We start from the raw sequence: 23,624 nt of genomic DNA, 5'->3' as shown, positions 1-23,624 counted from the left end.
AAGCTGCTGCCTGCCGGGGCTGCCCGGTTCCCGGGGCAGGCCAATTCCAACCACGAGCTTTCGATTTGTCGTCCCAGCCTTCGGTTTCCATCGTCGTTCCCGTGCGCAACGAAGCCGACAACATTGCGCCGCTGATCGAGGAGATCACGGCGGCGCTCGACGGCCGGTGGGCCTACGAGATCATCTACGTCAACGACGGCTCGACCGATGCGACCGGCGATCGCCTCGCTGCCCTCATGAAGCAGCGGGACAATCTGCGTCAGCTCCGCCATGCGAGATCGGGCGGCCAGTCGGCGGCGGTGCGCAGCGGCGTGCGCGCGGCGCGTGGCATGATCGTGGCGACGCTCGACGGCGACGGCCAGAACAATCCCGCCTTCCTGCCCGACCTGATCGCTGAGGTCGAGAAGGGAGAACGCGTCGGTCTGGTTGCCGGTCAACGGGTCGGGCGCAAGGATACCGGCTTCAAGAAATTCCAGTCGCGCGTCGCCAACCGTGTGCGCAACGCGATCCTCAAGGACGGCACGCGCGACACCGGCTGCGGGCTGAAGGCGTTCCGGCGCGATGTCTTCCTGATGTTGCCCTATTTCGACGGGCTGCACCGGTTCCTGCCGGCGTTGGTGCGCCGTGAAGGCTACGAGATCGCCTACGTCGATGTGATCGACCGGCCGCGCCATTCCGGCGTGTCCAACTACGGATTCTTCGACCGGCTATGGATCGGGATCATGGACCTCGCCGGCGTGTGGTGGCTGATCCGCCGCAAGAAGCCGACTCCGGAAGTGATTGAGGTGAAGGCATGATCATTCAATACGGTCAGGCGCTGAGCAACTATCTCTACGACGTCTTCGTCGCCAAGTTCGATTTTTGGCTGGCGTTCGGTCTGATCGCGCAGTTGTTCTTCACCGCGCGCTTTCTGGTGCAGTGGATCGCGAGCGAGCGCGCCGGCAACAGCGTGGTGCCGATGGCGTTCTGGTTCTGCTCGATGGGCGGCGGCCTGATGACGCTGGTCTACGGCGTCGTGAAGCGCGAGCCCGTCATCATCCTCGGACAGGCGCTGGCGACCATCATCTATGTTCGCAACATCATGCTGATCTGGAAGAACCGCGGCAGCGCCTCCAAGACGCTCGATCGCTGATTGAAGGCGGCGCGCTGGCGCGGCACGCCGCGCCGGACGCGGGCAGGGAGCGCGCTCGCAAGTGGAATTCGGCAATCCGCGCCATCCAGGTTCCCCGATCGGCATGCGCAAGCTGTCCATCATCATGTTTGCGTCGGTTCTTCTGGTCGGCCTCGTCTCGCTTGGGCTCGGCCTTTTCGAGCTCGGCAGCACCTTCGCATTTCTGGCGCGAGCCGAGCAGACGGAAGCGCGTTTCGCCGGTGCCGTCGCGCGGAGCGGCGGAAATCATGGCGGGACGTTTCTCTATCCCACCTTTCATTTCGTGACGACCGAGGGCCGATCGATGACGTTCACGTCCGCGTCGGGCTCGACGGATCAGCCCTATTCAGAGGGCGAGCGGGTCAAGATCGTCTACGATCCCCGGCGGCCCGAAGATGCGCGCCTGGTGTCGTTCCTGACGTTGTGGATCTCGCCGGTCCTGCTTTGCGGCGCCGGCTTGCTTCTCGCAGGCGGGGCCGTTCTTCTCCGATGGCGGCTAACGGCCGCGCGCTAGCTCTTGCCGGCACGGATAGTCGCGCGGCACGGCAGGCGCGATGCCGCGCCCGCAGCCTCACATTGCCGCTTTGAGGGCTGCAAAGCCCCGATCGAGATCAGCCTTGAGGTCGTCGACATTCTCGAGCCCGATATGGAGGCGCAGCGTCGGTCCGCCCGGCGACCATTTGGTCGCGGTGCGATAGCTGTCGCAATCGAAGGGAATGACGAGGCTCTCGAAGCCGCCCCAGGAATAGCCCATGCCGAACAGTTTGACCGCGTCGAGCATGGCATCGACCGCGTGTTGCGGCGCGGGCTTCAGCACGATGCTGAACAGGCCGGAGGCGCCGGTGAAGTCACGCTTCCAGATCGCATGGCCCGGATCGGTTTCGAGCGCGGGGTGCAGCACGCGCGCGACCTCGGGCCGCGTGGCGAGCCAGCGCGCCATGTCCAGCCCCGAGCGATAATGCTGCGCAAGGCGCACCGACAGGGTGCGCATGCCGCGCAGCGCGAGGAAGACGTCGTCGGGGCCGGCACAGACGCCGAGCAGGCGAATGGTCTCGGCAACCAGCGGCCAGGCCTTCGCGTTGGCAGAGATCGTGCCGAACATGATGTCGGAGTGACCGCCGATATATTTGGTGGCAGCCTGCATGCTGATGTCGACGCCCTGGTCGAGCGAGCGGTGATAGAGCGGCGTTGCCCAGGTGTTGTCGTCGATGACGAGCGCGCCGCGCGCATGCGCGACATCTGCGATGGCGCGGATGTCGGGCATCTCGAAGGATTGCGAGCCCGGCGCCTCCACCAGCACCGCGCGGGTGTTGGACTTGAACAGCGCCGCGATGCCGGCGCCGATCAGCGGATCGAAATAGGTGGTCTCGACGCCGTAGCGGACGAGCAGGCCGTTGCAGAAATTGCGCGAGGGACGATAGACGTTGTCGCAGACCAGAAGGTGATCGCCGGCCTTCAGCACGGAGAGCAGGGTTGTCGAGATCGCCGCCAGGCCGGAAGGCGCAAGGCCGACGCCGGCGCATTGCGGGCCCTCCAGCGCCATCAGCGTCTCCTGCAGCGCCTTGGTGGTCGGGGTGCCGTGGCGGCCGTACTGGAACTCGCCGCGATGGGCATGCAGGTCCTCGGCGGTCGGATAGAGCACCGTCGAGCCGCGGACCACCGGCGGGTTGACGAACCCCTTCTGCGCCTTGGTGTCGCGGCCGGAGGTCACCAGGCGGGTGTCGGCATGCTGCTGAGAGGGGGCATCGCCCTGCGAAGAATCCATGCGTCTGCTTTCAAAAGTTCGTTTCCGCGACGACGCGCGTGTGACGTCGGCGGGCCGGCGGAGGCCGCATCGTTAATAACAGAACACAGAAGAGTCCCGTCAACCCCTTGACCCGGCTCGCCAGTCGTTCTGTGATGCGCAGGTGCTATTCAGTCGCCGCATGTTGAGGGGCCTGCCGCGACCTTCGATCCATCGCCTGACCGGACCCTGCGCCGTAGCCACAACGGCAGCGCTTGCGGCGGGGATTGATTAAGGTGTGGCCCTCCAGGATGGGCGGGTGTTCGGCAATGCTTCCCAGCATGACTCTTGCAAGGACAGCCTTGGCAGAGACGATCCTGAGACAACAATCCTGACCTTGAGAAGACTTTGAAAGGCTTCAGCCCATGAAACGCGTAACTTTGGCTCTTACTGTTGCTCTCGCCGCGGGCCTTTCGGCCCCGGCTGCCGACGCGCAAACGCTCAAGACCGTCAAGGACCGGGGCATGCTGTCCTGCGGCGTGAGCCAGGGTCTGCCGGGATTTTCGTCGCCCGACGACAAGGGCAACTGGACCGGGATCGACGTTGACGTCTGCCGTGCCATCGCGGCTGCGATCTTCAACGATACGACCAAGGTCAAATACGTGCCGCTGTCGGCCAAGGATCGTTTCACCGCGCTGCAATCCGGCGAGATTGATGTGCTGTCGCGCAACACCACCTGGACGATCTCGCGCGACACCTCGCTCGGCGCCAACTTCACCGGCGTGACCTATTATGACGGGCAGGGATTCATGGTGAAGAAGTCGCTCAAGGTCAATTCCGCGCTCGAACTGAACAGCGCCTCGGTCTGCGTTCAGACCGGCACCACGACCGAGCTGAACCTCGCCGACTACTTCAAGGCCAACAACATGAAGTACGAGGTGATCGCGTTCGGCACCATCGATGAAGCGATCAAGGCCTACGAGTCCGGGCGCTGCGATGCCTTCACGGACGATTCGTCCGGGCTCTATGCCAGCCGTTTGAAGCTCGCGAACCCGGCCGATCATATCGTGCTGCCGGAAATCATTTCCAAGGAGCCGTTGGGCCCGATGGTGCGCCACGGCGACGATCAATGGTTCGATCTGGTGAAATGGACGCTGTTCGCGATGATTACCGCGGAAGAAATGGGCATCACCCAGAAGAACGTCGATGAGATGACGAAATCCGATAAGCCGGAGGTGAAGCGGGTGCTCGGCACCGATGGCAATCTCGGCGAACAGCTCGGTGTGACGAAGGACTGGGTCGTGCGGATCGTGAAGTCGGTCGGCAACTACGGCGAAGTGTTCGATCGCAATGTCGGCGCCGGCTCGCCGCTTGGTATTTCCCGTGGCATCAACAATCTCTGGAACAAGGGCGGTATACAGTACGCGCCGCCGATCCGCTGATCGGTTCAGCCGACGGCTGCGGCGATGAGCACCGAGGCCCGCAAACCACCGCCGCAGATCGCGCTGAAGCTGAAGCGCGCGCTCGGGGGCAGGTCCGGCTGGAACGGCGTCGCCGTCCAGCTCGCCTTCGCCGCGATCCTGGCCTGGATCGCCTACGAGATCGTTGCCAATGCGAGCGCGAACCTCGAGACCCAGCACATCGCGGCTGGATTTGGCTTCCTGACCAACAATGCGGGCTTTGACGTCAGCCAGAGCCTGATCTCCTATTCAGGCTCCGACACCTACCTGCGCGTGTTCGTGGTCGGGCTCCTGAACACCCTGCTGGTCTCCGTGATCGGGATCGTCTTCGCCACCGTGATCGGCTTCGTGGTCGCGCTATGCCGGCTCTCGCCGAACTGGCTGTTGTCGCGGGTCGGCGGGATCTATGTCGAGACCATCCGCAACCTGCCACTGCTGTTTCAGATCCTGTTCTGGTACCTGGCGGTGCTTGCGGCATTGCCCAATCCGCGCCAGAGCATCTCACTGTCCGTCCCGGATATCGCTGCGCTCATCCGGGCTATGGCACAGCTTCCGGGCTGGCCTCCTAATGTCGGCATCGCCTTCATCAGCAATCGCGGACTGGTCATCCCCCGGCCGGTCGGCGAGGCGGGCCTCGAGCCGTTCCTTGCCGTCCTTGGCCTCGGCATCGTCGCCTCGCTGGCGCTGCGCCTCTACGCCCGGCGCGCACTGTTCCAGCGCGGCCAGATGATCCACATCTGGCCCTATGTGCTGACCTTCCTCGTCGGCCTGCCGCTGATCACGATGGCGATCTTCGGTCTGCCCTTCACGTTTGAGCTGCCGCAGCTCAAGGGCTTCAATTTCGTCGGCGGCACGCGCGTCATTCCTGAATTCGTGGCGCTGACGGTGGCGCTGTCGACCTATACAGCGGCCTTCATCGCCGAGATCGTGCGCGCCGGCATCCTCTCGGTCCACAAGGGCCAGATGGAGGCTGGCTCGTCGCTGGGCCTCAGCCGCGGGGCGACATTGCGGCTGATCGTGGTGCCGCAGGCCATGCGCGTGATCGTGCCGCCGCTGACCAACCAGTACCTCAATCTCACGAAGAACTCTTCGCTCGCCGTCGCGATCGGCTATCCTGATCTGGTCTCGGTGTGGGCCGGTACGGCGCTTAGCCAGACCGGGCAGGCGATCGAGATCATCGCAACGACGATGGGCGTTTATCTTTTGATTTCGCTCGTCACCAGCGCGATCATGAGCGTCTATGGCTGGCGCCTTAACCGGAGCCTGGGCGCATGACCGATATCACCGCCTCGTCCTTTGTCAGGCAGGATCTGGTTCCGGAACGCCCGGCGCCGGTCAAGACCACGGGCTTCGTCGGTTTCGTGCGCACGCGCCTCCTCAACTCACCGACCAACATCCTGCTCACGATTCTCGGCCTGCTGCTGCTCTGGTACACCGTCATCCCCGCGTTCCAGTTCCTGTTTGTGGACGCGGTCTGGACCGGCAAGGATCGCGCGGCCTGTCTTGCCGAGAAGGCCGGGCATCCGGTCGGTGCCTGCTGGCCCTATATCCAGGCCAAGCTCTTCCAGCTCATCTACGGCTTCTATCCGGAGGCCGCGCGCTGGCGGGTCAACCTGAGCTTCCTGCTTGGCGCGGTGCTGCTGCTGCCGCTGCTCATTCCGCGCCTGCCGGCCAAGGGTGTGAACTCCGGGCTGTTCTTCGTCGCCTTTCCCGTGGTCGCGTTCTTCCTGCTCCACGGCGGCGGCATCAAGGGGTTTGGCGTGACCTGGGCGGCCGGCCTGCTCCAGCTTTTCAATGACAGCATCAGCGGCGCCGGTCAGGTGCTGGTCAATCTCGGCAAGAGCTCGGCCTTTGGTCCATTGCTGTGGGCGCTCGGCAATCTCATCGCCCTGCTGGGCACCGTCATCTACTGGGTCATCTTCCCGCTGACCTGGCTGAGCGATCAGCTGCAGGCCTCCGGCCAGGCGGTCTGGATCGACTTCGTCATGACCGCGATCATCGTGTGCGCGATCCTGTTCGTGCTCGGCGGCGGCATGCGGACAGGGCACCGGGCGCTGATCACGGGGCTCGCCACGTTCGCCGGCATGGCCGCGGTGATCAAGCTGATGGACCTCGATCACGGGGGACTTCCGATCGTCGACACAAGGCTGTGGGGCGGCCTTTTGGTGACGCTCGTCATCGCCATCACCGGCATCGTGGCCTCGTTGCCGATCGGCATCGCGCTGGCGCTCGGCCGCCGCTCGACCATTCCGCTGATCCGGATCTTCTCGATCACCTTCATCGAGTTCTGGCGCGGCGTGCCGCTGATCACGGTGCTGTTCTTCGCGACCTACATGCTGCCGCTGTTCCTGCCCGGCAATTTCACGGTCGATGGTCTCGTGCGCGCGCTGATCGGCGTTGCCCTGTTCACCGGTGCCTATCAGGCCGAGAACGTCCGCGGCGGCCTCGCCGCCGTGCCACGCGGGCAGTCCGAGGCCGCGGCCGCGCTCGGACTGTCCTGGTGGCGGACGACCTCGCTGATCGTGTTGCCGCAGGCGCTGCGCCACGTCATTCCGAGCATCGTCAACAGCTTCATCTCGCTGTTCAAGGACACCTCGCTGGTCTCGATCGTCGCGCTGTTCGACCTGTTGGGCTCGCTGCGTGCATCGTTCGCCGATCCGGTCTGGACCACGCCGTCGACCGCGTTCACGGGCTTTGCCTTCACAGGCATCATCTATTTCATCTTCTGCTTTGGAATGTCGCGCTACTCGCTCTTCGTCGAGCACCGTCTCAACGCCCACCGCCGCAACTGATCGAGATTCCCATGTCAGACAATCAGATCGTCAAGATTTCCGGTCTCAACAAGTGGTACAGCGATTTTCACGTGCTGCGCGACATCGACCTCGAGGTCCAGAAGGGCGAGCGCATCGTGATCTGCGGCCCCTCGGGCTCGGGCAAGTCGACCCTGATCCGCTGCATCAATGCGCTCGAGGAATTCCAGGAAGGCGAGATCGTCGTCGACGGCATCGAGCTCGGGCCGAACCTCAAGCACATCGACGCGGTCCGCCGCGAGGTCGGCATGGTGTTCCAGAGCTTCAATCTGTTCCCGCACCTGACCGTGCTGGACAATTGCACGCTGGCGCCGATCTGGGTGCGCAACATCCCCAAGAAGGACGCCGAGATGACCGCGATGAAATTCCTGGAGCGGGTCAAGATTCCGCACCAGGCCAACAAGTTTCCGGGGCAGATGTCCGGCGGCCAGCAGCAGCGCGTCGCGATCGCGCGGGCGCTGACGATGAATCCGAAGGTGATGCTGTTCGACGAGCCGACCTCGGCGCTCGACCCCGAAATGGTCAAGGAGGTGCTCGACACCATGGTCGACCTCGCCAAGGAGGGCATGACCATGCTGGTCGTCACCCACGAGATGGGCTTCGCAAAGGAGGTCGCCAACCGCGTCGTGTTCATGGACGCCGGCCAGATCATCGAAGCCAACACGCCGAACGAGTTCTTCGCCAACCCGCAGCACGCGCGCTCGAAACTGTTTTTGAGCCAGATTCTGCGCTGATGTCGTAGGGTGGGCAAAGGCGCACTGCGCCGTGCCCACCAACTCTTCAGTACAACAGCGGCGTGGTGGGCACGCTTCGCTTTGCCCACCCTACAAATCTAAAATTCGAACTATCTTCTCGCCCAGCCGGAAACTACATCGACGCGGCGCGCCCGCCGCTTCACGGCTCCGAAACCGCCTGGCACGCATCTCACAAGGCGCGTCGCGCCCAACTTGGGGCTAAACGAACGGCGGCTTGATGTTGCTGCGCTTCTCCAGCCATTCCGGCACCGGCAGGTTCTTGGCGCGCATGAAGTCGGCATTGAACAGCTTCGACTGATAGCGGCTGCCGGAATCGCAGAGCACGGTGACGATCGTCTTGCCCGGTCCGAGCTGCTTGGCGAGGCGCATCGCGCCGACGATGTTGATGCCGGTCGAGCCGCCGAGGCAGAGGCCCTCGTGCTGGAGCAGCTCGTAGATCACCTTCACGGCTTCATCGTCCGGAATCAGGAAGGCATCATCGACCCTGGCGGTCTCGATGACGGACGTGACGCGGCCGAGCCCGATTCCCTCGGTGATGGAATCGCCGGGCGTCGATTTGGCCTGACCGTGCTTGAACAGCTCGTACATCGCAAAACCGTGCGGGTCGGCGCAGGCGTTGACGATGCCCGGGTGCTTCTCCTTGAGATAGCGGCTGGTGCCGGCTAGCGTGCCGCCGGTGCCGACCGAGCAGATAAAGCCGTCGATCTTGCCGCCGGTCTGTTCCCAGATCTCGGGTCCCGTGGATTCGTAATGCGCCTTGGCATTGTCGAGGTTGTTCCACTGGTCGGCGAACAGGACGCCGTTCGGCTCCTTCTTGCGCAACTCGTCGGCAAGCCGCCGGCCGACATGCTGGTAGTTGTTTGGATTGGCATAGGGCAGGGCCGGCACTTCGATCAGCTCGGCGCCGCACAGCTTCAGGAAATCCTTCTTCTCCTGGCTCTGCGTCTCCGGAATCACGATCAGCGTGCGATAGCCGCGGGCGCTCGCCACGACGGCGAGGCCGATGCCGGTGTTGCCGGCGGTCGCTTCCACCACGAGACCGCCCGGCCGCAACTCGCCGCGCTTCTCCGCCTCCAGAATCATCCATTTGCCGGCGCGGTCTTTCACCGACTGGCCGGGATTCATGAATTCGGCCTTGCCCAGAATGGTGCAGCCGGTCAATTCCGAGGCCTGCTTGAGCTTGATGAGCGGGGTGTTGCCGATGGCTTCAACAACGTCGTTTCGAATGGTCATGTCAGGCATTTACCGATCGGTTTCGCAATTCGTGATCGACCCTAAAGGAGGGCTGCCGGGCAGACAAGCCGAGGCTTGAACTGTCATTGCTGCTTTGCGAAGATGACCTGCCGGACGTCGATATTCCCGGACAGGAATCCCGCCTCGCAATAAGAGAGATAATACTCCCACAGCCGCCGGAACCGGTCGTCGAAGCCGAGCGGGATGAGGTTGGGCCACGCCGCGCGGAAGTTATTTCGCCAGGTGGCAAGCGTCTTGGCATAATCTTGCCCAAAGATGCGTTCGCGGATGACGGGAACGCCGAACCTGTCGCCGAACGACTTGAGCACGGCGGGCGAGGGCAGCATGCCGCCGGGAAACACGTAGCGCTGGATGAAATCGACCTCGCGCCGGTAGCTCTGGAAGAACTTGTCCTGAATGGTGATGGCCTGGATGCCGGCGAGGCCGCCCGGCAGCAGCAGATCACGCAACTGTGCGAAATATTTCGGCCAGAATTGCTCGCCGACGGCCTCGATCATCTCGATCGAGGCGATCCGGTCATAGCGGTCGCGCTCGTCGCGATAATCCTGCAGACGGATCTCGACCTTCTCGGCAAGGCCGGCTTCGTGAATGCGCTTCTGCGCGAAATCGCGCTGCTCGGTCGAGATGGTCAGTCCCACCACGCGCGCTCCAAACGTCTTTGCGGCAAATTCGGCGAAACCGCCCCAGCCGCAGCCGATCTCGAGCAGCTTCTGGCCCGGACGCAGATCGAGTGCCTCGGCGAGCCTGCGGTACTTGTTGGTCTGCGCGGTTGTGAGATCGGTGGTGCTCTCCTCGAACAGCGCCGAGGAATAGGTCATGCTGGGATCTAGCCAGGCCGAGTAGAATGCGTTGCCGATATCGTAATGGGCGTGGATGTTGCGCCGCGCCTGGCGGCGGGTGTTGCGGTTGAACCAGTGCCGGACCATCTGCACGAGGCGCATCAGCGGCTTGTCGCGCAGCATGGCCTGGATCAGGTCGTGGTTGACGCAGAACACCAGAAGGAATTGCGTGAGGTCCGGCGTGTCCCAGTCGCCGGCCACATAGGCCTCTGCAATCCCGATGTCGCCGCCATTGATGAGCCGCGAAGCGAAGCCGTAATTGTGCAGCCGCATGATTGCGTTCGGGCCAGGCTCCAGCCCGCCAAGCCGGATCGCCCGGCCATCGGGCAGAACGACGTCGAGTGTGCCGCGCCTCAGGCGCGAGCCGAAGGCGAGCGCGAGGCGAACAATGCGGGGAAGATCGGCGAGCACCGTCTCCACATTGTCGGGGGTCACCGAGATGGCGTTGGACATTGGCGGATCCATCACCTGAACGGGTTCAGGCTGACCGCGAGCCAGGCGCGCCCATCCCGGCTTCTGTCGCTGGACCCAAGCGCGCCCCCACGGTCAGCGACCAATAATATAGGCGCGCGTTTTGCCTGCCGCCAAGGTGGTTTCGCCGTGATACTGCCCTGCGACATTCAGTCGTGGTACAGGCGTGTGCCCTTGGGCAATGCGCGCAGCGCTTCCCGATGGATCGGCGCAATCACTCAGCAAGCCAGGGCGGCAGCCCGAGGAGCAATCGCAGCGGCGAGGAAGGTCGGGGCTTGCCTTAAGGCTGCGCAGGCCACGCTGACGTCCGCGACCGGCGGAGCCGGCAAACCTCATGCAGCTTGCGACGGTTGCCTCGCCGACCCGAACAGGTACCGCCGGCGATGCCAGTTCGGATGACGCGCTTGCACATGCGCCAGCATTCCTGCTCGGGGGGCGGACGGACTACGCTGCGCTGCGGATTTCAGTGACGGGCGAAGCCGGCTTCGGCGTTCGGGGGCCGGAGCAGCGGCGATATCACATGAAATCTTGGTAAGCTGATCGAGGCTGCGTGACGTCGCGAAAATGCAAAAGACCATTGCAACACAGGCACAATTTGCATTTTCGTGACCCCGGGATCGCGTCATGCATATGAGCGTTTCGCAGCTGCGGGACTGTCCCGCGGTTCCGCGCCCGGGTAGTATGGGGTTAAGGTTCCAGGAAAGCATCACTGCTGTGAGCGAGTTACGCAAAGGCCCCCGACCGTCCCGCTGCGAATCGGTTACTCCGGTTGCGCGATGGCGGCTCGATCCGCCCGGCAGGGGGTTGATGTGACACAGGAAGTCCCGGCGGTCGCCATGCGGCGATCCCTTGGTTCGGCTTCCCGGACGCTGCGTGCGGCGCGCTGGCTCGCGGTCGCGTGCGTTGCGGCCAGTTCGGGTGCTTGCGTGCTGACCCAGGATCTGCCCGATCCCGCGCTCGACGTTCCCGCAAAATACAAATACGCCGGCAAGCCCGATGCGCCGCCGACGCTCGATTGGTGGCGCGGCTTCCGTTCGACGGAGCTGACGCAGTTGATGGAGGAGGCACAGACCGTCAATCTCGACATCGCCGCCGCGGTCTCGCGCATCGTCGAGGCCGACGCCCAGGCACGGCAGGCGGGCGCGGCGCTGCTGCCGAGCCTGTCGGGCAGCGGATCGGAAACCTATTCACGCACGTCCGGTTCGAGCGCGTCGGGTCTGACCAATGGCGGCCGCGAGGTCGTGAATTATTCAGCCTCGTTGAGCGCGAGCTATCAGCTCGACTTCTGGGGCCAGAACCGCGACGCGCTCCAGACGGCGGAGGAAACCGCCCATGCCAACCGCTTCGACCGCGACGTCGTCGCGCTGACGACGCTCGCCAGCGTCGCTAACGCCTATTTCCAGGTGCTGGCGTCGCAGGACCGCCTGCGGACCGCGCAGAACAACATCGCGAGCGCGCAGCGCATCCTTGATGCCATCAAGGAACGCCGCAAGGCCGGCACCGGCACCGATCTCGACGTCGCGCAGCAGGAGAGCGTGCTGGGCAACCAGAAGGTGACGGTGCCGCCGCTGCGCCAGACGCTCGACCAGAACGTCAACGCGCTCGCCGTGCTGGTGTCACGACCGCCGGAGAGCGTGCGTGTGATGGGCGGCTCGCTGAACCGGATCGCGATCCCCAAGGTAACCCCGGGCCTGCCATCCGAACTGCTGACGCAGCGGCCCGACATCCGCCGGCAGGAGGCCCAGCTCGCTTCCGCCACGGCCAATGTCGGCAATGCCCGCGCGCAGTTCTTCCCGAGCATCCAGCTGACCGGCAATGGCGGCTATCAGAGCTCGGCGCTGGTCTCGCTGTTCCAGCCGCACGCGGCGTTCTTCCAGCTCGTCGGCAGTGCCACACAGCCGATCTTCGACGGCGGCAAGATCCTCGGCAATTTCGAATTCGCCAAGGCGCGGCAGGACGAGTTGCTGCAGACCTACCGCAAGACCATCGTCCAGGCCTTTGCCGATGTCGACAATGCGCTCTATTCGATCAAGCAGACGACGATCAGGTTGCAATTGGAGCGCGAGGTGGTTGCGTCGTCGCGTCGCGCCTTCGATCTTGCCGAGCAACAGTTGCGCGCTGGAACGGCCGACATCGTGGCCGTGCTGAACGTCCAGCAGACACTATTTCAGGCGGAAGATGCGTTATGGCAGGCGCAGCTCGCGCGGCTGCTGGCGATCGTCAGCCTGTACCAGGCTCTAGGCGGCGGCTGGGAGCCGAGGATGGAGAAACCGGTCAATGCTCTTTAAGCCGGATACGAAGGAAGGCGCGAAGGCGGCGCCCGCAAAAAAGGCCTCGCGCGGCCGCGGCTTCGTCATGACGCTGATTACGCTCGCGATCCTCGGCGGCCTCTTCTATGTCGGCTGGACCGCGATGCATCAGCAGCAACAGGCCAATGGCCGCAACCAGCGGCCCGATCTGCCGGTGCCGGTGCTGGCGGCGACGCCGCGCATCCAGGACGTGCCGGTCTATCTCGACGGTGTCGGCGCGATCCGCGCACTCAATACCGTGACCGTGCGCTCGCAGGTCGACGGCAAGCTGATCGCGGTCAACTTCACCGAGGGGCAGGACGTCAAGAAAGGCGATGTGCTCGCCGAGATCGATCCGGCCATCTACCAGGCGCAGTACGATCAGGCGGTTGCCAAGAAGGCACAGGACCAGGCCCAGCTTGCCAACCAGCGCATCGACCTGACGCGCTACGAACAACTTGCCGCCTCCAATGCCGGCTCCAAGCAGCAGGCGGACACGCAGCGCGCGCTGGTCGCGCAGACCGAAGCGCTGGTCAAGGCGGACCAGGCCGCGATCGACAATGCGGCGGCGACACTGAGCTATACCAAGATCGTGGCGCCGCTCTCGGGCCGCGCCGGCCTGCGCCAGGTCGACCAGGGCAACATCATTCACGCTGCCGACACGACCGGCCTCGTCGTGATCACGCAGATTCAACCGATCGCCGTGTGGTTCAGTCTGCCGCAGCAGCAGATCACGCGGGTCAACGCCGCCGCGGCCAAGGGCCCGCTCGCCGTCGACGTGTTCGGCAATGATGGTGTCACCGTGATCGACACCGGCAAGCTCACCGGCATCGACAACCAGGTCGATCCGACCACCGGAACGCTCAGGCTGAAGGCCGAGTTTCCCAACGCCAATTACCAGCTCTGGCCGGGCCAGTTCGTCAATGTCCGCCTCAAGGTCGAGACGCTGCCGCAGGCGCTGGTGGTGCCGACATCGGCCGTGCAGCGCGGTCCGATCGGGACCTTCAGCTACGTGATCGGTGAGGGCGATATCGTTTCGGCCAAGCCGGTGACGGTCACGCAGCAGAACGAACATGACGCGGTGATCGCGAGCGGACTGGCGCCGAACGACCGGGTCGTCACCACGGGCTTCGCCAATCTGTCCGATGGTTCCAAGGTGGTCGTCGGCCGCGACGACCAGACCCCGTCGGCCGATCTCGCCCCGCGCAAGCGCTCGCGCGGATCGCAGGGCAACGACGGCAAGGGCGGTCAGGCCAAGGATGGGCAGAAGGATGGCCAGAAGGATGGTCAGGATCATCCGACCAAGGACGGCTCCAAGGATTGGCAGGAGCGGCGTGCCAAGCGGATGAACGGCGAGGGCGACCAGAAGGGGCAGACCGGGCCGGCACAGGGGGCTGAATCATCGGGAGGTGGAGCGAAGCAGCCATGATCCCGACAACAGCCGCTTGAGCGGCAGGCGCGTCTCATGGGCGTCTCCGAACCATTCATTCGCCGGCCGATCGCGACCTCGCTGCTCGGCATCGCGCTGCTGATCGGCGGCGCGCTCGGCTATTTCGCTTTGCCGGTGTCCGCGCTGCCGCAGGTCGACTTTCCGACGGTGCAGGTGACGACGCAGTTGCCGGGCGCGAGCCCCGACGTGATCGCCTCGCTGATCACCGCGCCCCTGGAGCGGCAGCTCGGGCAGATCCCGTCGCTGTCGGCGATGAACTCGACGAGCTCATTCGGCGTCAGCCAGATTTCGCTGCAGTTCGATCTCAACCGCGACATCGACGGCGCGACCCAGGACGTGCAGGCCGCGATCAACGCCGCCGCGGGCGTGCTGCCCAAAACGCTGCCTTATCCGCCGACCTACGCCAAGGTGAACCCGGCCGACGCGCCGGTCATGACCCTGGCGCTGCGCTCCGAGACGATCTCGCTGAGAGTGATGAGCGACATCGCCGACACCATCCTGGCGCAGCGGCTGAGCCAGATTTCCGGCGTCGGCCGGGTCTCGGTGCTCGGCGGCTTGAAGCCGGCCGTCCGCATCCAGGCGGATCTGGCCCGGCTTGCCGCTTATGGCATTGCCATGGAGGATCTGCGCACCGCGATCGCCAATGCCAACGTGTCGGGTCCGAAGGGTTCGCTCGACGGCGCGCAGCAATCCTACATCATCGCGGCAAACGACCAGATCGCCGCGGCCGATGCCTACAAGCCGATCATCATCGCCTACCGCAACGGCTCGCCGGTCACGATCGGCGACGTCGCGCAGATCGTCGATGGCCTGGAGAACGACCGCACCGGCGGCTGGTACCAGGGCACGCCCGCGGTCATCATCGACATCCAGCGTCAGCCCGGCGCCAATGTCATCGACGTCGTGCGCCAGATCCGCGCCGAAATACCCAAGGTCCAGCGCGCCATTCCGGCCGGCGTCAACCTGACCGTCGTTTCCGACCGCACCGAGACCATCCGCGCCTCCGTCCGCGACGTGCAGTTCACGTTGATCCTCAGCGTCGTGCTGGTGACGCTGGTGGTGCTGCTGTTCCTGCGTTCGCTGCGGGCGACGCTGATCGCGGGCGTGGCGCTGCCGCTGTCGCTGATAACCAGCTTCGGCATCATGTATTTTGCCGGGTTCAGCCTCGACAATCTGTCGCTGATGGCGCTCACCATCGGCACCGGCTTCGTCGTCGACGACGCCATCGTGATGATCGAGAACATCGTCCGCCACATGGAGAACGGCGAGAGCGCAATGGAGGCCTCGCTCAAGGGCGCCAGCGAGATCGGCTTCACCGTGATCTCGCTGACGGTGTCGCTGATCGCGGTCTTCATCCCGCTTCTGTTCATGTCGGGTCTGGTCGGTCGGATGTTCCGTGAGTTCGCGCTGACATTGACGATCGCGGTCGTGACCTCGGCCGTGGTCTCGCTGACGCTGACGCCGATGATGTGCTCGCGGTTGCTCAAGGCTGCTCATGAGGAGCTGGCGGTGCCTGGGCTGGCGGCGATCAGCCGCTTCATCGACCGCACCGTCGAAGTCTACCATTCGACGCTGCTCTGGGTGCTGGAGCGCCAGCGCGCGACGCTGGTGGTGACCTTCGTGACGCTGATTGCGACCCTGGTGCTCTACGTGGTCGCGCCAAAAGGCTTCCTGCCGCTGCAGGATACCGCCTCGATCACGGCGGTGACTGAGGCGGGACCGGACGTGTCTTTCGCGGAGATGCAGAAGCGCCAGAGCGAGGCCGCCGACGCCATCAAGGCCGATCCCGATGTGACCGGCGTCGTCTCGGTGATCGGTGCGGGCTCGGTCAACCCGACCACCAATGTCGGGCGTCTCGTCATGACGCTGAAGCCGCGCGGCGAGCGGCGCGACGATGTCGGCGTGGTCGTGACCCGGCTGAAGCAGAGGGTGGCCGGCATCCCCGGCATGACCGTGTATTTCCAGCCGGTGCAGGACGTGCAGATCTCGACCCAGTCGAGCCGTTCGCAGTACCAGTACACCCTGACCGGCACCGACGCGACGCTGGTGTCGGAATGGGCGCGCAAGCTGGTTGCGGAGATGCGGCGTGATCCCTTGTTCCGGGACGTGTCCTCAGAGGCGCAGGAAGGCGGCCTGCGGGCACAGCTCGATGTCGACCGCACCCGCGCCGGCCAACTCGGCGTCAGCCTCCAGGGGATTACCGACACACTGAACGACGCCTTCGCGCAGCGGCAGATCTCGACCATCTACGGACAGGCCAACCAGTACCGCGTGGTGCTGGAGGCGCTGCCGATGTACCAGCGCGATCCCTCGATCCTGTCAAAACTCTATCTGCCGGGCGGCGCGAGCGCCACCGTCGGCGCCCCCAACGCCCAGGTGCCGCTGTCGGCCGTGGCGACGCTGAAGCGCACCACCGCGCCGCTGGCGATCTCGCACCAGGCGCAATTCCCGGCGATCTCGCTCAGCTTCAACCTCGCGCCGGGCGCGGCGCTCGGCGATGCGGTCGAGGCGGTGAAGACGATCGAGACCCGGATCGGCATGCCCAACAGCATCGTCGGCGTCTATGCGGGCGATGCCGCCGAATTCGCCAAGGCACTGGCCGGCCAGCCCTGGCTGCTGCTCGCCGCCGTGATCACGATCTACATCGTGCTGGGCGTGCTCTATGAGAGCTACATCCACCCGATCACGATTCTCTCAACGCTGCCCTCGGCCGGCGTCGGCGCGATCCTGGCGCTGGTCTTGTGCGGGCAGGACCTCTCGGTGATCGGCCTGATCGGCATCATCCTGTTGATGGGCATCGTCAAGAAGAACGCGATCATGATGATCGACTTCGCGCTCGAGGCCGAGCGCGGGCAGGGGATGTCGGCCAACGAGGCGATCGTGCAGGCCTGCCTGTTGCGCTTCCGTCCGATCATGATGACGACGCTGGCGGCGCTGTTCGGCGCGTTGCCGCTCGCGATCGAAAGCGGCACGGGCTCGGAGCTGCGTTTTCCCTTGGGCATCTCCATCATCGGCGGCCTGCTGCTCAGCCAGCTCCTGACGCTTTACACCACACCCGTGATCTACCTCGCGCTCGACCGCATTAACCGCCGCCTCGAGCAGGCGCTGCCGCCGGCTGAGTCCGGCGGCCCGCCGGTCGCCGGCGCCACCGAGGGGATGCAGTGATGGCATCGATCTCGGAGCCGTTCATCCGCCGTCCGGTCGCGACCACGCTGCTCTCGATCGGGCTGTTCCTGCTGGGCGTCGTCGCCTACGAGTTCCTGCCGGTCGCTTCGGTCCCGAACGTCGACTTTCCCGCCATCTTCGTCACGGCAAGCCGGCCGGGCGCTGATCCGTCCGTAATGGCCGCAACAGTTGCCTCACCGCTGGAGCGGCGGCTGGGCGAAATCGCAGGCATCAACCAGATCACCTCGACGAGCTCGCTGGGGACGACCAATATCCAGCTCCAGTTCGACATCGGCCGCAACATCGACAAGGCCGCACGCGACGTGCAGGCCGCCATCAACGCATCGCTCGTCGACCTGCCGAGCGACCTGCCGACGCTGCCGCGCTTCCGCAAGGCGAATACGGCCGGCGCGCCGGTCTTCGTGCTGGCGCTGACCTCGAAGACGCTGTCCGCGAGCGCAATCTACGACGTCGCCGATACCGTGCTCGCGCAGCGCATCTCGCAGGTGCCGGGCGTGGGCGATGTGACCGTGAGCGGCGCCGATCAGCCGGCGGTGCGGATCCAGCTCAATCCGGTGGCGCTGTCGAACGCCGGCATCGCCACCGACGACGTGCGCACCGCGATCATCAACGCCAATCCGCTCGGCCCGGTCGGCATCTTCAACGGCGACCGCCAGAGCGAGACGCTGTCGCTCAACCGCCAGATGCGTACGGCCAAGGAGTTCCGCGACATCGTCATCAAGAGCTCGAACGGCAATTTCGTGCGGCTCTCCGACATCGCCGACATCGAGGACTCCGTCCGAAATGCCCGTTCCATTGCCTGGTTCAACAAGCAGCCGGCGGTGCTGATCCAGATCACCAAGCAGGGCGATGCCAACGTCATCGACACCGTCGACCGCGTCAAGGCGCTGATCCCCGATCTCAAGCAATGGATTCCGGCCGGCGTCGAGGTCTCCACCCTGGTCGATCGCACCAGCACGATCCGCGCCAGCGTGCTGGACATGCAGTGGACGTTGCTTGCGACCGCCGCGCTGGTGATGGTTGTGGTGTTCGTGTTCCTGCGCCGCCTCACGCCGACGATCGCGGCCGGCATCTCGGTGCCGCTCGCGCTCGCCGGCACCTGCGCCGGCATGTGGCTGGCCGGCTTCTCCATCGACAATCTGTCGCTGATGGCGCTTGCCATCTCCGTCGGCTTCGTGGTCGACGATGCTATCGTCATGATCGAGAACATGTTCCGGAATCTCGAGCATGGCATGCGCCCATTCCAGGCGGCACAGGAGGGGGCCCGGCAGATCGGCTTCACCGTGGTATCGATCAGCCTGTCGCTGATCGCCGCCTTCACGCCACTGATCTTCATGGACGGCATCGTCGGCCGCCTGCTGCGCGAATTCTCGCTGACGCTCACCTTCGCAATCCTGGTCTCGACGCTGGTGTCGCTGACGGTGACGCCGATGATCTGTGCCCATTACGTCCGGCAGACCACGTCCGGCACCGCGACGCTGTTCGACCGGATCATCGAGGGATCGCTGTCGCGCATCGTCGCCTTCTACACCCGGACCTTGCGCGTAGTGCTGGAATATCCGCTGCTGACGCTGCTGGTGTTCTTCGCCACCATCGGTCTCACGGTGACGCTCTACATCAAGGTGCCCAAGGGCTATTTCCCGACCGATGATTCCGGCTTCGTCATCGGCGCGACGCGCGCCTCGGCCGATATCTCGTTCCAGTCGATGCTTGGCCTGCAGCAGCGCCTCGCCGACATCGTGATGCAGGATCCGGCCGTGGCCGGAATCGGCTCCACGGTCGGCAGTGGCGGCGGACCTGGCGGGGCGACCTCGAACCGCGGCGTCATGTATATCAGCCTGAAGCCGCCGGAGGAACGCGGCTACGTCTCGACGGCGCTCGTGATCGACCGCTTGCGGCGCGCGCTGTTCCCGGTACCCGGCATCCGCCTCTTCATGTTCGCCGCCCAAGACGTGCGCACTGGCGGACGGCAGAGCGATTCCGACTATCAGTACACGCTCTCCAGCACCGATCTCGATCTGTTGCAGAAATGGGCGCCGATCGTGGCCAAGCGCATGGAGACGGTTGAGGGCATCACCGACATCTCCAGCGACCGCGATCCCGGCGGCCTGCAGCTCACGCTGAACATCGACCGCCAGAAGGCCGCGTCGCTCGGCGTCAAGGTCCAGGACATCGACAACGCGCTGAACAACGCGTTCTCGCAGCGGCAAATCTCGATCATCTACACCCAGCGCAACCAGTACATGGTCGTGCTGGAGATCGATCCGAAATTCCAGGTCGATCCCTCCAACCTCGACCGCATCTATGTCGCTGGCGCGGGCGACGTGCAGGTACCGCTGTCGGCCGTGGTGCATGCGACGCGCGGGCTCGCCGCGCTCGCGGTCTATCACTCGCAGTCGTTCCCCTCGACCACGGTGTCGTTCAACCTGCTGCCGAACGTGCCGCTGCAGGCCGCTACGCAAAACATCCAGCGCGCGGTCGAGGAATTGCACATGCCCGAGGGCATCCGCGGCAGCTTTGACGGCAATGCCGGCGACTTCGCCAGGACCAGCGGCCGCCAGCCGCTGCTCATCCTCGGTGCGCTGGTCGCGATGTATATCGTGCTCGGCGTGCTCTATGAGAGCCTCGCCCATCCGCTGACCATCATCTCGACGCTGCCCTCGGCGGGACTCGGCGCGCTGCTCGCCTTGCAGGTCACCAACACGCCGCTGACGGTGATCGCCTTCGTCGGCATCATTCTGTTGATTGGCATCGTCAAGAAGAACGGCATCATGATGGTCGACTTTGCCCTCGACGCCGAGCGCCAGCGCGGCCTGTCCTCGGCGGAGGCGATCTTCGAGGCCTGCCAGGCCCGCTTCCGTCCCATCCTGATGACGACGATGGCGGCGTTGTTCGCAGGCCTTCCGCTCGTGATCGCGACGGGCCCGGGTACGGAGCTCCGGCGACCGCTCGGCATCACCATCATCGGCGGCCTGTTCGTCTCGCAGATCCTGACGCTCTATACGACGCCCGTGATCTACCTCTTGATCGACCGTCTGCGTCGGCGATCCGAGCCGCGCGCGGTTACCGCACCGGCGGAATAGGCGGTTGTTGGAGCGCCGCGCGCAGCGTATAGCGGCGGCCATGTCGAACCCGCCAGATATGACGGCCGCGCCGCCCGAGCCGATTCCCGAATGCCCGCACTGCCAGAAGCCGATGCCGCTGTGCATCTGCGACAGCGTCACGCCGCTTCAGAACCGCCTCGGGCTCCTGATCCTCCAGCATCCGCAGGAGCAGGACAGGGCGCTTGGCACCGCGCGCCTGACCGCGAAGCATTTTGCCAATGCGACCGTGCGGGTCGGTCTGTCCTGGCCGAGCCTGTCCAAGGCGCTGGGACGGCCGGTCGAGAATGCGGCGCGCTGGGCCGTGCTCTATCTCGGTTCGGCGCGCGCGGCCGATATCGAGGCCGAAGGCGAGATCGTCGCGCTCACCCGCAAGGGCGAGGTTGCCGAGAACCAGCGCGCCATCCTCGGCAAGCTCGAAGGCGTGGTGCTGCTCGACGGCACCTGGAGCCAGGCCAAGGCGCTGTGGTGGCGCAATCCCTGGATGCTGAAATGCCAGCGCGTGATCCTCAACCCGGCGCACCCCTCGCGCTACGGACGCCTGCGGCGCGAGCCGCGCCGCGACGGGCTCTCGACCATCGAGGCCGCCGCCATGATGCTGGCCGGCCTGGAGCGGCGTCCCGACATCGCCGAGACGCTGCATGCCAGTTTTGAGCGGATGCTGGCGCGTTATCGCGAAGTGCAGGCGGAGATGCCGGAGTTGGCGCCGAAGCCAGCGCCCAAGGGCCGACGGCGCGCCTTCCGCCGCGGCAAACGGCAGTGAAGGTGCGGCCGGTCGGGGTTGCCTAAATCCCCGATCCTCTATATTGGTCCGCCCTTACGGGGCCACGTGGCGGAGTGGTTACGCAACGGTCTGCAAAACCGTGTACACCAGTTCAATTCTGGTCGTGGCCTCCATCACAAGCTTCTGATCCTCAACGACAATTCGAAATCGCGACGGGTTCCGCCGAACCCGCACATAGCTGCTTCCGTGGCTGCCACCGGGTTTGCCGGCGCTTGCCGGAACCGGCGATTCAGGCGCGCTGGCATGGAGTTCGCATCACGCCGTGATGCATCCCCGACCAACGAGCGCTGGAGAGCACGTGGGCGACGTCGTCCGATTTGTCTCGAAATCCGAGCTGGAGCGAGCCCGCCTCATTCGCGAGGCTCGCGCGATCTACGACAGCATCTTCCCGCCGGCCGTCCCCGATCGGGCGCCGCAGGAAGGCGAGGAGCCGCCGGGAATCAAGAATTGATGGCTGTCGCGCCGCGTCGTTTGAGCAGGCGCGCCGCCATTCAGCAGGCCGCGTACCAGCCGTCCGGAAACGGCAGGAGGGGCCAGGCCCCCTCATTGTCATTGGCGGCCTTGGGAGCTTCCTTGGGCGTTGCGTCGTAGGTCCACGAGCGGGGCACGAATTCCTCCTCCGGCACGGGCGCCAAATCTTCAAGCACCATGGCGTCCCGGACGACATCCAGCAGCAAATTGAATTCGGCTTCGCTCATCACACCCTCCGGAACGCGGATGGCGCAATGTCGCAAAGCCGGTTTGTTTCCCGATTGAGCCGATCGTTCGCATTTTAACGATCCGGCGATCGAGGCCCGATTGGTTAGCGATTCCTGAAAATCCCGCGCGAGCCTAGGGCGGGGCCGCGGGCGACGAGTGTGAAAGAGATCACATCCCCGCAGGTTTATTTCCCGCAAGCTTTCCACGACACCGGCCAGTGCGGGTCGGGGGCGGGCAGGGCAGACGGGAGACTTGTCATGAAGGCGAGGTTCTTGCGGTTTGCAGGTGTAAGGAGCCGGGCGCGTCGGGCTTCCACGATCGGGCTGTTTCTCACCTTGTTCGCGTCCGCCGCCCAGGCGCAGCAGGGAACGCCGGAGCAGCGCCGGGCCTGCACGCCGGACGTCTATCGTCTTTGCGCCGGCGAGATCCCCAATGTCCGCGCCATCACCGCCTGCCTCAGGCGCAACCGGGCGAACTTGAGCGAAGCTTGCCGCTCGGTGTTCGATCAGGCTGGTGGATAGAGACGGCCTGTGGATTTGTGCGCAGCAAGTGGTTTGGCTGCTTGCGCAAATCCGCCGAAGCGATGCTGTGGATATGCTGCGGATAGGCTGTTGAGCGAAGAAGGTCTGACGCAAATCTGTAAAGAATCGAAATCATGTCGGCCGGTACTGCGCGCGATCGCGACTCCTTCGAATATCAGTTGATTTTGTAGCAGTGGATTAATGTGACGGTCAGTCGTGCCTCTCGGGCGAAACAGGCCCCCGAGAATGCGATCTATACGTCCGCGATTTCGGATGCGCGTTGGTGAGCGCCGCAATGCGGCTTACTCCGTCATTGCGAGCGGAGCGAAGCAATCCAGAAATGCATCCGCGGAACGATTCTGGATTGCTTCGTTGCAAGAGCTCCCCGCAATGACAGCTTGGAGAGAGTGGAGCCTCGCAACTCCTGTGCGGTGCCTCGGATGCCGCGCATTCTCCAAGCAGTGCGGCGACGCACCGTTTTGATGAAAATTGCAACCGTCGCGTGCAAGAAGTCTTGATCGGCGATGATCTATCGGTGAGCTGCCGGCCTTGAACGACGCGACCACCGGCAGCGACTAACCACCCGAGTGCATAAGGATCAGTGGAACGTGATCGACCTTCTCCCTTGTAAAGCACCAAAATGGTGCTTTAGTGCTTTCCATGAGCCCGCCGCCCCGAAATGCTCCGTCCGCGCTGCGCTACAGGCTCGCCCCTGAGCCGGCCGCCAGGGCCGCGCTGGAGGCGACGTTCGAGGCTTATGACCGGATGATGGAAATCCTGGAGGAGGTGAGCTATCGCTGAAACTTGGTGACGGCGGGAATCGGGAAGGCGGCATATCGTGGGGGTGCTTGACGCCTCCACTTCTCCACCGAAGGAGCGATATGCCGTGTCCAAAGATAACATCATCAAGCTGATTCAGCCAGGAAACGTCGACGATCAACTCACCGAAATCTTGCGCAATGGGGCGCGTGCTCTGTTGGCCCAGGCGGTCGAGGCCGAGGTCGCGGACTTTCTCGGCAAGCATGCCGATTTGAAGACTGCGGACGGCCACCAGCGCGTCGTGCGCCACGGTCACCTGCCGGAACGCGAGGTGATGACCGGTATCGGTCCGGTCGCCGTCCGCCAGCCGCGTG

The 23,624-nt window shown here is 64.6% G+C and carries 19 protein-coding genes, 1 tRNA gene and 1 pseudogene; 17 read left to right on the top strand and 4 right to left on the bottom strand.

Annotated elements, in window-relative coordinates:
- Positions 1–65: 65 nt before the first annotated feature.
- The 3 genes from K289_RS0131915 to K289_RS47935 all read left to right on the top strand — a co-directional run bounded on the left by K289_RS0131915 (position 66) and on the right by K289_RS47935 (position 1,664).
- Positions 66–797 carry a glycosyltransferase family 2 protein gene (locus K289_RS0131915; RefSeq protein ID WP_027555195.1) on the top strand — a complete coding sequence of 244 codons (732 nt, stop codon included), beginning with the start codon at positions 66–68 and terminating at the stop codon, positions 795–797.
- Positions 794–1,132: a lipid-A-disaccharide synthase N-terminal domain-containing protein gene (locus K289_RS0131910; RefSeq protein WP_027555194.1), complete on the top strand. Its 339-nt coding sequence runs from the start codon at positions 794–796 to the stop codon at positions 1,130–1,132. The genes K289_RS0131915 and K289_RS0131910 overlap by 4 nt, the downstream gene beginning before the upstream one ends.
- Before the next feature lie 103 nt (positions 1,133–1,235).
- The gene (locus K289_RS47935; RefSeq protein WP_051311013.1) at positions 1,236–1,664 is read left to right on the top strand and encodes a DUF3592 domain-containing protein; all 429 of its coding nucleotides are present in this window, start codon (positions 1,236–1,238) and stop codon (positions 1,662–1,664) included.
- A 57-nt stretch (positions 1,665–1,721) separates the two neighbouring features.
- On the opposite strand, the gene metC is transcribed toward K289_RS47935, so the two are convergent.
- Positions 1,722–2,915: a cystathionine beta-lyase gene (gene metC, locus K289_RS0131900; protein ID WP_027555192.1), complete on the bottom strand. Its 1,194-nt coding sequence runs from the start codon at positions 2,913–2,915 to the stop codon at positions 1,722–1,724.
- Positions 2,916–3,298: 383 nt separating this feature from the next.
- On the opposite strand from metC, the gene K289_RS0131895 reads away from it, so the two are divergent.
- Genes K289_RS0131895 through K289_RS0131880 form a run of 4 tightly spaced genes read left to right on the top strand, consistent with a single transcriptional unit; the run spans position 3,299 to position 7,877 of the window.
- Positions 3,299–4,315: an amino acid ABC transporter substrate-binding protein gene (locus K289_RS0131895; protein ID WP_027555191.1), complete on the top strand. Its 1,017-nt coding sequence runs from the start codon at positions 3,299–3,301 to the stop codon at positions 4,313–4,315.
- Positions 4,316–4,339: 24 nt separating this feature from the next.
- Positions 4,340–5,608 carry an amino acid ABC transporter permease gene (locus tag K289_RS0131890; RefSeq protein WP_027555190.1) on the top strand — a complete coding sequence of 423 codons (1,269 nt, stop codon included), beginning with the start codon at positions 4,340–4,342 and terminating at the stop codon, positions 5,606–5,608.
- Positions 5,605–7,125, top strand: coding sequence for an amino acid ABC transporter permease (locus K289_RS0131885; protein ID WP_027555189.1), 1,521 nt, complete (start codon positions 5,605–5,607; stop codon positions 7,123–7,125). The genes K289_RS0131890 and K289_RS0131885 overlap by 4 nt, the downstream gene beginning before the upstream one ends.
- A gap of 11 nt (positions 7,126–7,136) precedes the next feature.
- Complete coding sequence (locus K289_RS0131880; RefSeq protein ID WP_027555188.1) at positions 7,137–7,877, top strand: amino acid ABC transporter ATP-binding protein; 741 nt, start codon at positions 7,137–7,139, stop codon at positions 7,875–7,877.
- Between the two features lie 219 nt (positions 7,878–8,096).
- Here K289_RS0131880 and K289_RS0131875 read toward each other — a convergent pair whose 3' ends face one another.
- Positions 8,097–9,131 (bottom strand): cysteine synthase A, encoded by a 1,035-nt coding sequence (locus tag K289_RS0131875; protein WP_027555187.1) that lies wholly within the window; start codon positions 9,129–9,131, stop codon positions 8,097–8,099.
- A gap of 83 nt (positions 9,132–9,214) precedes the next feature.
- Entirely contained in the window at positions 9,215–10,444 is a 1,230-nt protein-coding gene (locus tag K289_RS0131870) for a cyclopropane-fatty-acyl-phospholipid synthase family protein (RefSeq protein ID WP_027555186.1), read from the bottom strand.
- 854 nt (positions 10,445–11,298) lie between these two features.
- Between K289_RS0131870 and K289_RS0131865 the strand changes: the two genes are divergently transcribed.
- The 7 genes from K289_RS0131865 (at position 11,299) to K289_RS51825 (ending at position 21,722) form a co-directional block, all read left to right on the top strand.
- Positions 11,299–12,750, top strand: a complete 1,452-nt coding sequence (locus K289_RS0131865; protein ID WP_198024814.1) for an efflux transporter outer membrane subunit — start codon at positions 11,299–11,301, stop codon at positions 12,748–12,750.
- On the top strand, positions 12,740–14,179 hold the full coding sequence (locus tag K289_RS0131860) for an efflux RND transporter periplasmic adaptor subunit (RefSeq protein ID WP_027555184.1): 1,440 nt from the start codon (positions 12,740–12,742) through the stop codon (positions 14,177–14,179). The genes K289_RS0131865 and K289_RS0131860 overlap by 11 nt, the downstream gene beginning before the upstream one ends.
- A gap of 36 nt (positions 14,180–14,215) precedes the next feature.
- Positions 14,216–17,365: an efflux RND transporter permease subunit gene (locus K289_RS0131855; protein ID WP_027555183.1), complete on the top strand. Its 3,150-nt coding sequence runs from the start codon at positions 14,216–14,218 to the stop codon at positions 17,363–17,365.
- Positions 17,365–20,469: an efflux RND transporter permease subunit gene (locus K289_RS0131850; protein ID WP_027555182.1), complete on the top strand. Its 3,105-nt coding sequence runs from the start codon at positions 17,365–17,367 to the stop codon at positions 20,467–20,469. Before K289_RS0131855 ends, K289_RS0131850 begins: the two co-directional genes overlap by 1 nt.
- Positions 20,470–20,509: 40 nt before the next feature.
- Complete coding sequence (locus K289_RS0131845; RefSeq protein WP_027555181.1) at positions 20,510–21,250, top strand: tRNA-uridine aminocarboxypropyltransferase; 741 nt, start codon at positions 20,510–20,512, stop codon at positions 21,248–21,250.
- Between the two features lie 60 nt (positions 21,251–21,310).
- Positions 21,311–21,384 (top strand) — tRNA-Cys (locus tag K289_RS0131840).
- A 185-nt stretch (positions 21,385–21,569) separates the two neighbouring features.
- Entirely contained in the window at positions 21,570–21,722 is a 153-nt protein-coding gene (locus K289_RS51825; protein WP_198024812.1) for a hypothetical protein, read from the top strand.
- A 40-nt stretch (positions 21,723–21,762) separates the two neighbouring features.
- On the opposite strand, the gene K289_RS0131830 is transcribed toward K289_RS51825, so the two are convergent.
- Positions 21,763–21,969, bottom strand: a complete 207-nt coding sequence (locus tag K289_RS0131830) for a hypothetical protein (RefSeq protein ID WP_027555180.1) — start codon at positions 21,967–21,969, stop codon at positions 21,763–21,765.
- A gap of 258 nt (positions 21,970–22,227) precedes the next feature.
- Between K289_RS0131830 and K289_RS0131825 the strand changes: the two genes are divergently transcribed.
- The 3 genes and pseudogenes from K289_RS0131825 to K289_RS0131815 form a co-directional block, all read left to right on the top strand.
- Positions 22,228–22,491, top strand: a complete 264-nt coding sequence (locus K289_RS0131825; protein ID WP_027555179.1) for a hypothetical protein — start codon at positions 22,228–22,230, stop codon at positions 22,489–22,491.
- Between the two features lie 660 nt (positions 22,492–23,151).
- Complete coding sequence (locus K289_RS50855) at positions 23,152–23,292, top strand: hypothetical protein (protein WP_245284054.1); 141 nt, start codon at positions 23,152–23,154, stop codon at positions 23,290–23,292.
- Between the two features lie 37 nt (positions 23,293–23,329).
- Positions 23,330–23,624, top strand: a pseudogene (locus tag K289_RS0131815) (IS256 family transposase); the annotation flags it as partial.

It is taken from the genome of Bradyrhizobium sp. Cp5.3, assembly GCF_000426265.1.
In the GTDB taxonomy this organism is placed as follows: Bacteria; Pseudomonadota; Alphaproteobacteria; order Rhizobiales; family Xanthobacteraceae; genus Bradyrhizobium; species Bradyrhizobium neotropicale.
This window is presented reverse-complemented; position numbering and strand designations above follow the sequence as displayed.

What these genes read in the sequence shown, in the direction of transcription:
- metC (WP_027555192.1), bottom strand. Translation starts at nt 2,915, where the DNA reads ATGGATTCTTCGCAGGGCGATGCCCCCTCTCAGCAGCATGCCGACACC.
- K289_RS0131885 (WP_027555189.1), top strand. Translation starts at nt 5,605, where the DNA reads ATGACCGATATCACCGCCTCGTCCTTTGTCAGGCAGGATCTGGTTCCG.
- K289_RS0131865 (WP_198024814.1), top strand. Translation starts at nt 11,299, where the DNA reads ATGCGGCGATCCCTTGGTTCGGCTTCCCGGACGCTGCGTGCGGCGCGC.
- K289_RS0131850 (WP_027555182.1), top strand. Translation starts at nt 17,365, where the DNA reads ATGGCATCGATCTCGGAGCCGTTCATCCGCCGTCCGGTCGCGACCACG.
- K289_RS47935 (WP_051311013.1), top strand. Translation starts at nt 1,236, where the DNA reads ATGCGCAAGCTGTCCATCATCATGTTTGCGTCGGTTCTTCTGGTCGGC.
- K289_RS0131895 (WP_027555191.1), top strand. Translation starts at nt 3,299, where the DNA reads ATGAAACGCGTAACTTTGGCTCTTACTGTTGCTCTCGCCGCGGGCCTT.
- K289_RS0131880 (WP_027555188.1), top strand. Translation starts at nt 7,137, where the DNA reads ATGTCAGACAATCAGATCGTCAAGATTTCCGGTCTCAACAAGTGGTAC.
- K289_RS0131910 (WP_027555194.1), top strand. Translation starts at nt 794, where the DNA reads ATGATCATTCAATACGGTCAGGCGCTGAGCAACTATCTCTACGACGTC.
- K289_RS0131855 (WP_027555183.1), top strand. Translation starts at nt 14,216, where the DNA reads ATGGGCGTCTCCGAACCATTCATTCGCCGGCCGATCGCGACCTCGCTG.
- K289_RS0131890 (WP_027555190.1), top strand. Translation starts at nt 4,340, where the DNA reads ATGAGCACCGAGGCCCGCAAACCACCGCCGCAGATCGCGCTGAAGCTG.
- K289_RS0131875 (WP_027555187.1), bottom strand. Translation starts at nt 9,131, where the DNA reads ATGACCATTCGAAACGACGTTGTTGAAGCCATCGGCAACACCCCGCTC.
- K289_RS0131845 (WP_027555181.1), top strand. Translation starts at nt 20,510, where the DNA reads ATGTCGAACCCGCCAGATATGACGGCCGCGCCGCCCGAGCCGATTCCC.
- K289_RS0131825 (WP_027555179.1), top strand. Translation starts at nt 22,228, where the DNA reads ATGAAGGCGAGGTTCTTGCGGTTTGCAGGTGTAAGGAGCCGGGCGCGT.
- K289_RS0131830 (WP_027555180.1), bottom strand. Translation starts at nt 21,969, where the DNA reads ATGAGCGAAGCCGAATTCAATTTGCTGCTGGATGTCGTCCGGGACGCC.
- K289_RS0131870 (WP_027555186.1), bottom strand. Translation starts at nt 10,444, where the DNA reads ATGTCCAACGCCATCTCGGTGACCCCCGACAATGTGGAGACGGTGCTC.
- K289_RS50855 (WP_245284054.1), top strand. Translation starts at nt 23,152, where the DNA reads ATGAGCCCGCCGCCCCGAAATGCTCCGTCCGCGCTGCGCTACAGGCTC.
- K289_RS0131860 (WP_027555184.1), top strand. Translation starts at nt 12,740, where the DNA reads ATGCTCTTTAAGCCGGATACGAAGGAAGGCGCGAAGGCGGCGCCCGCA.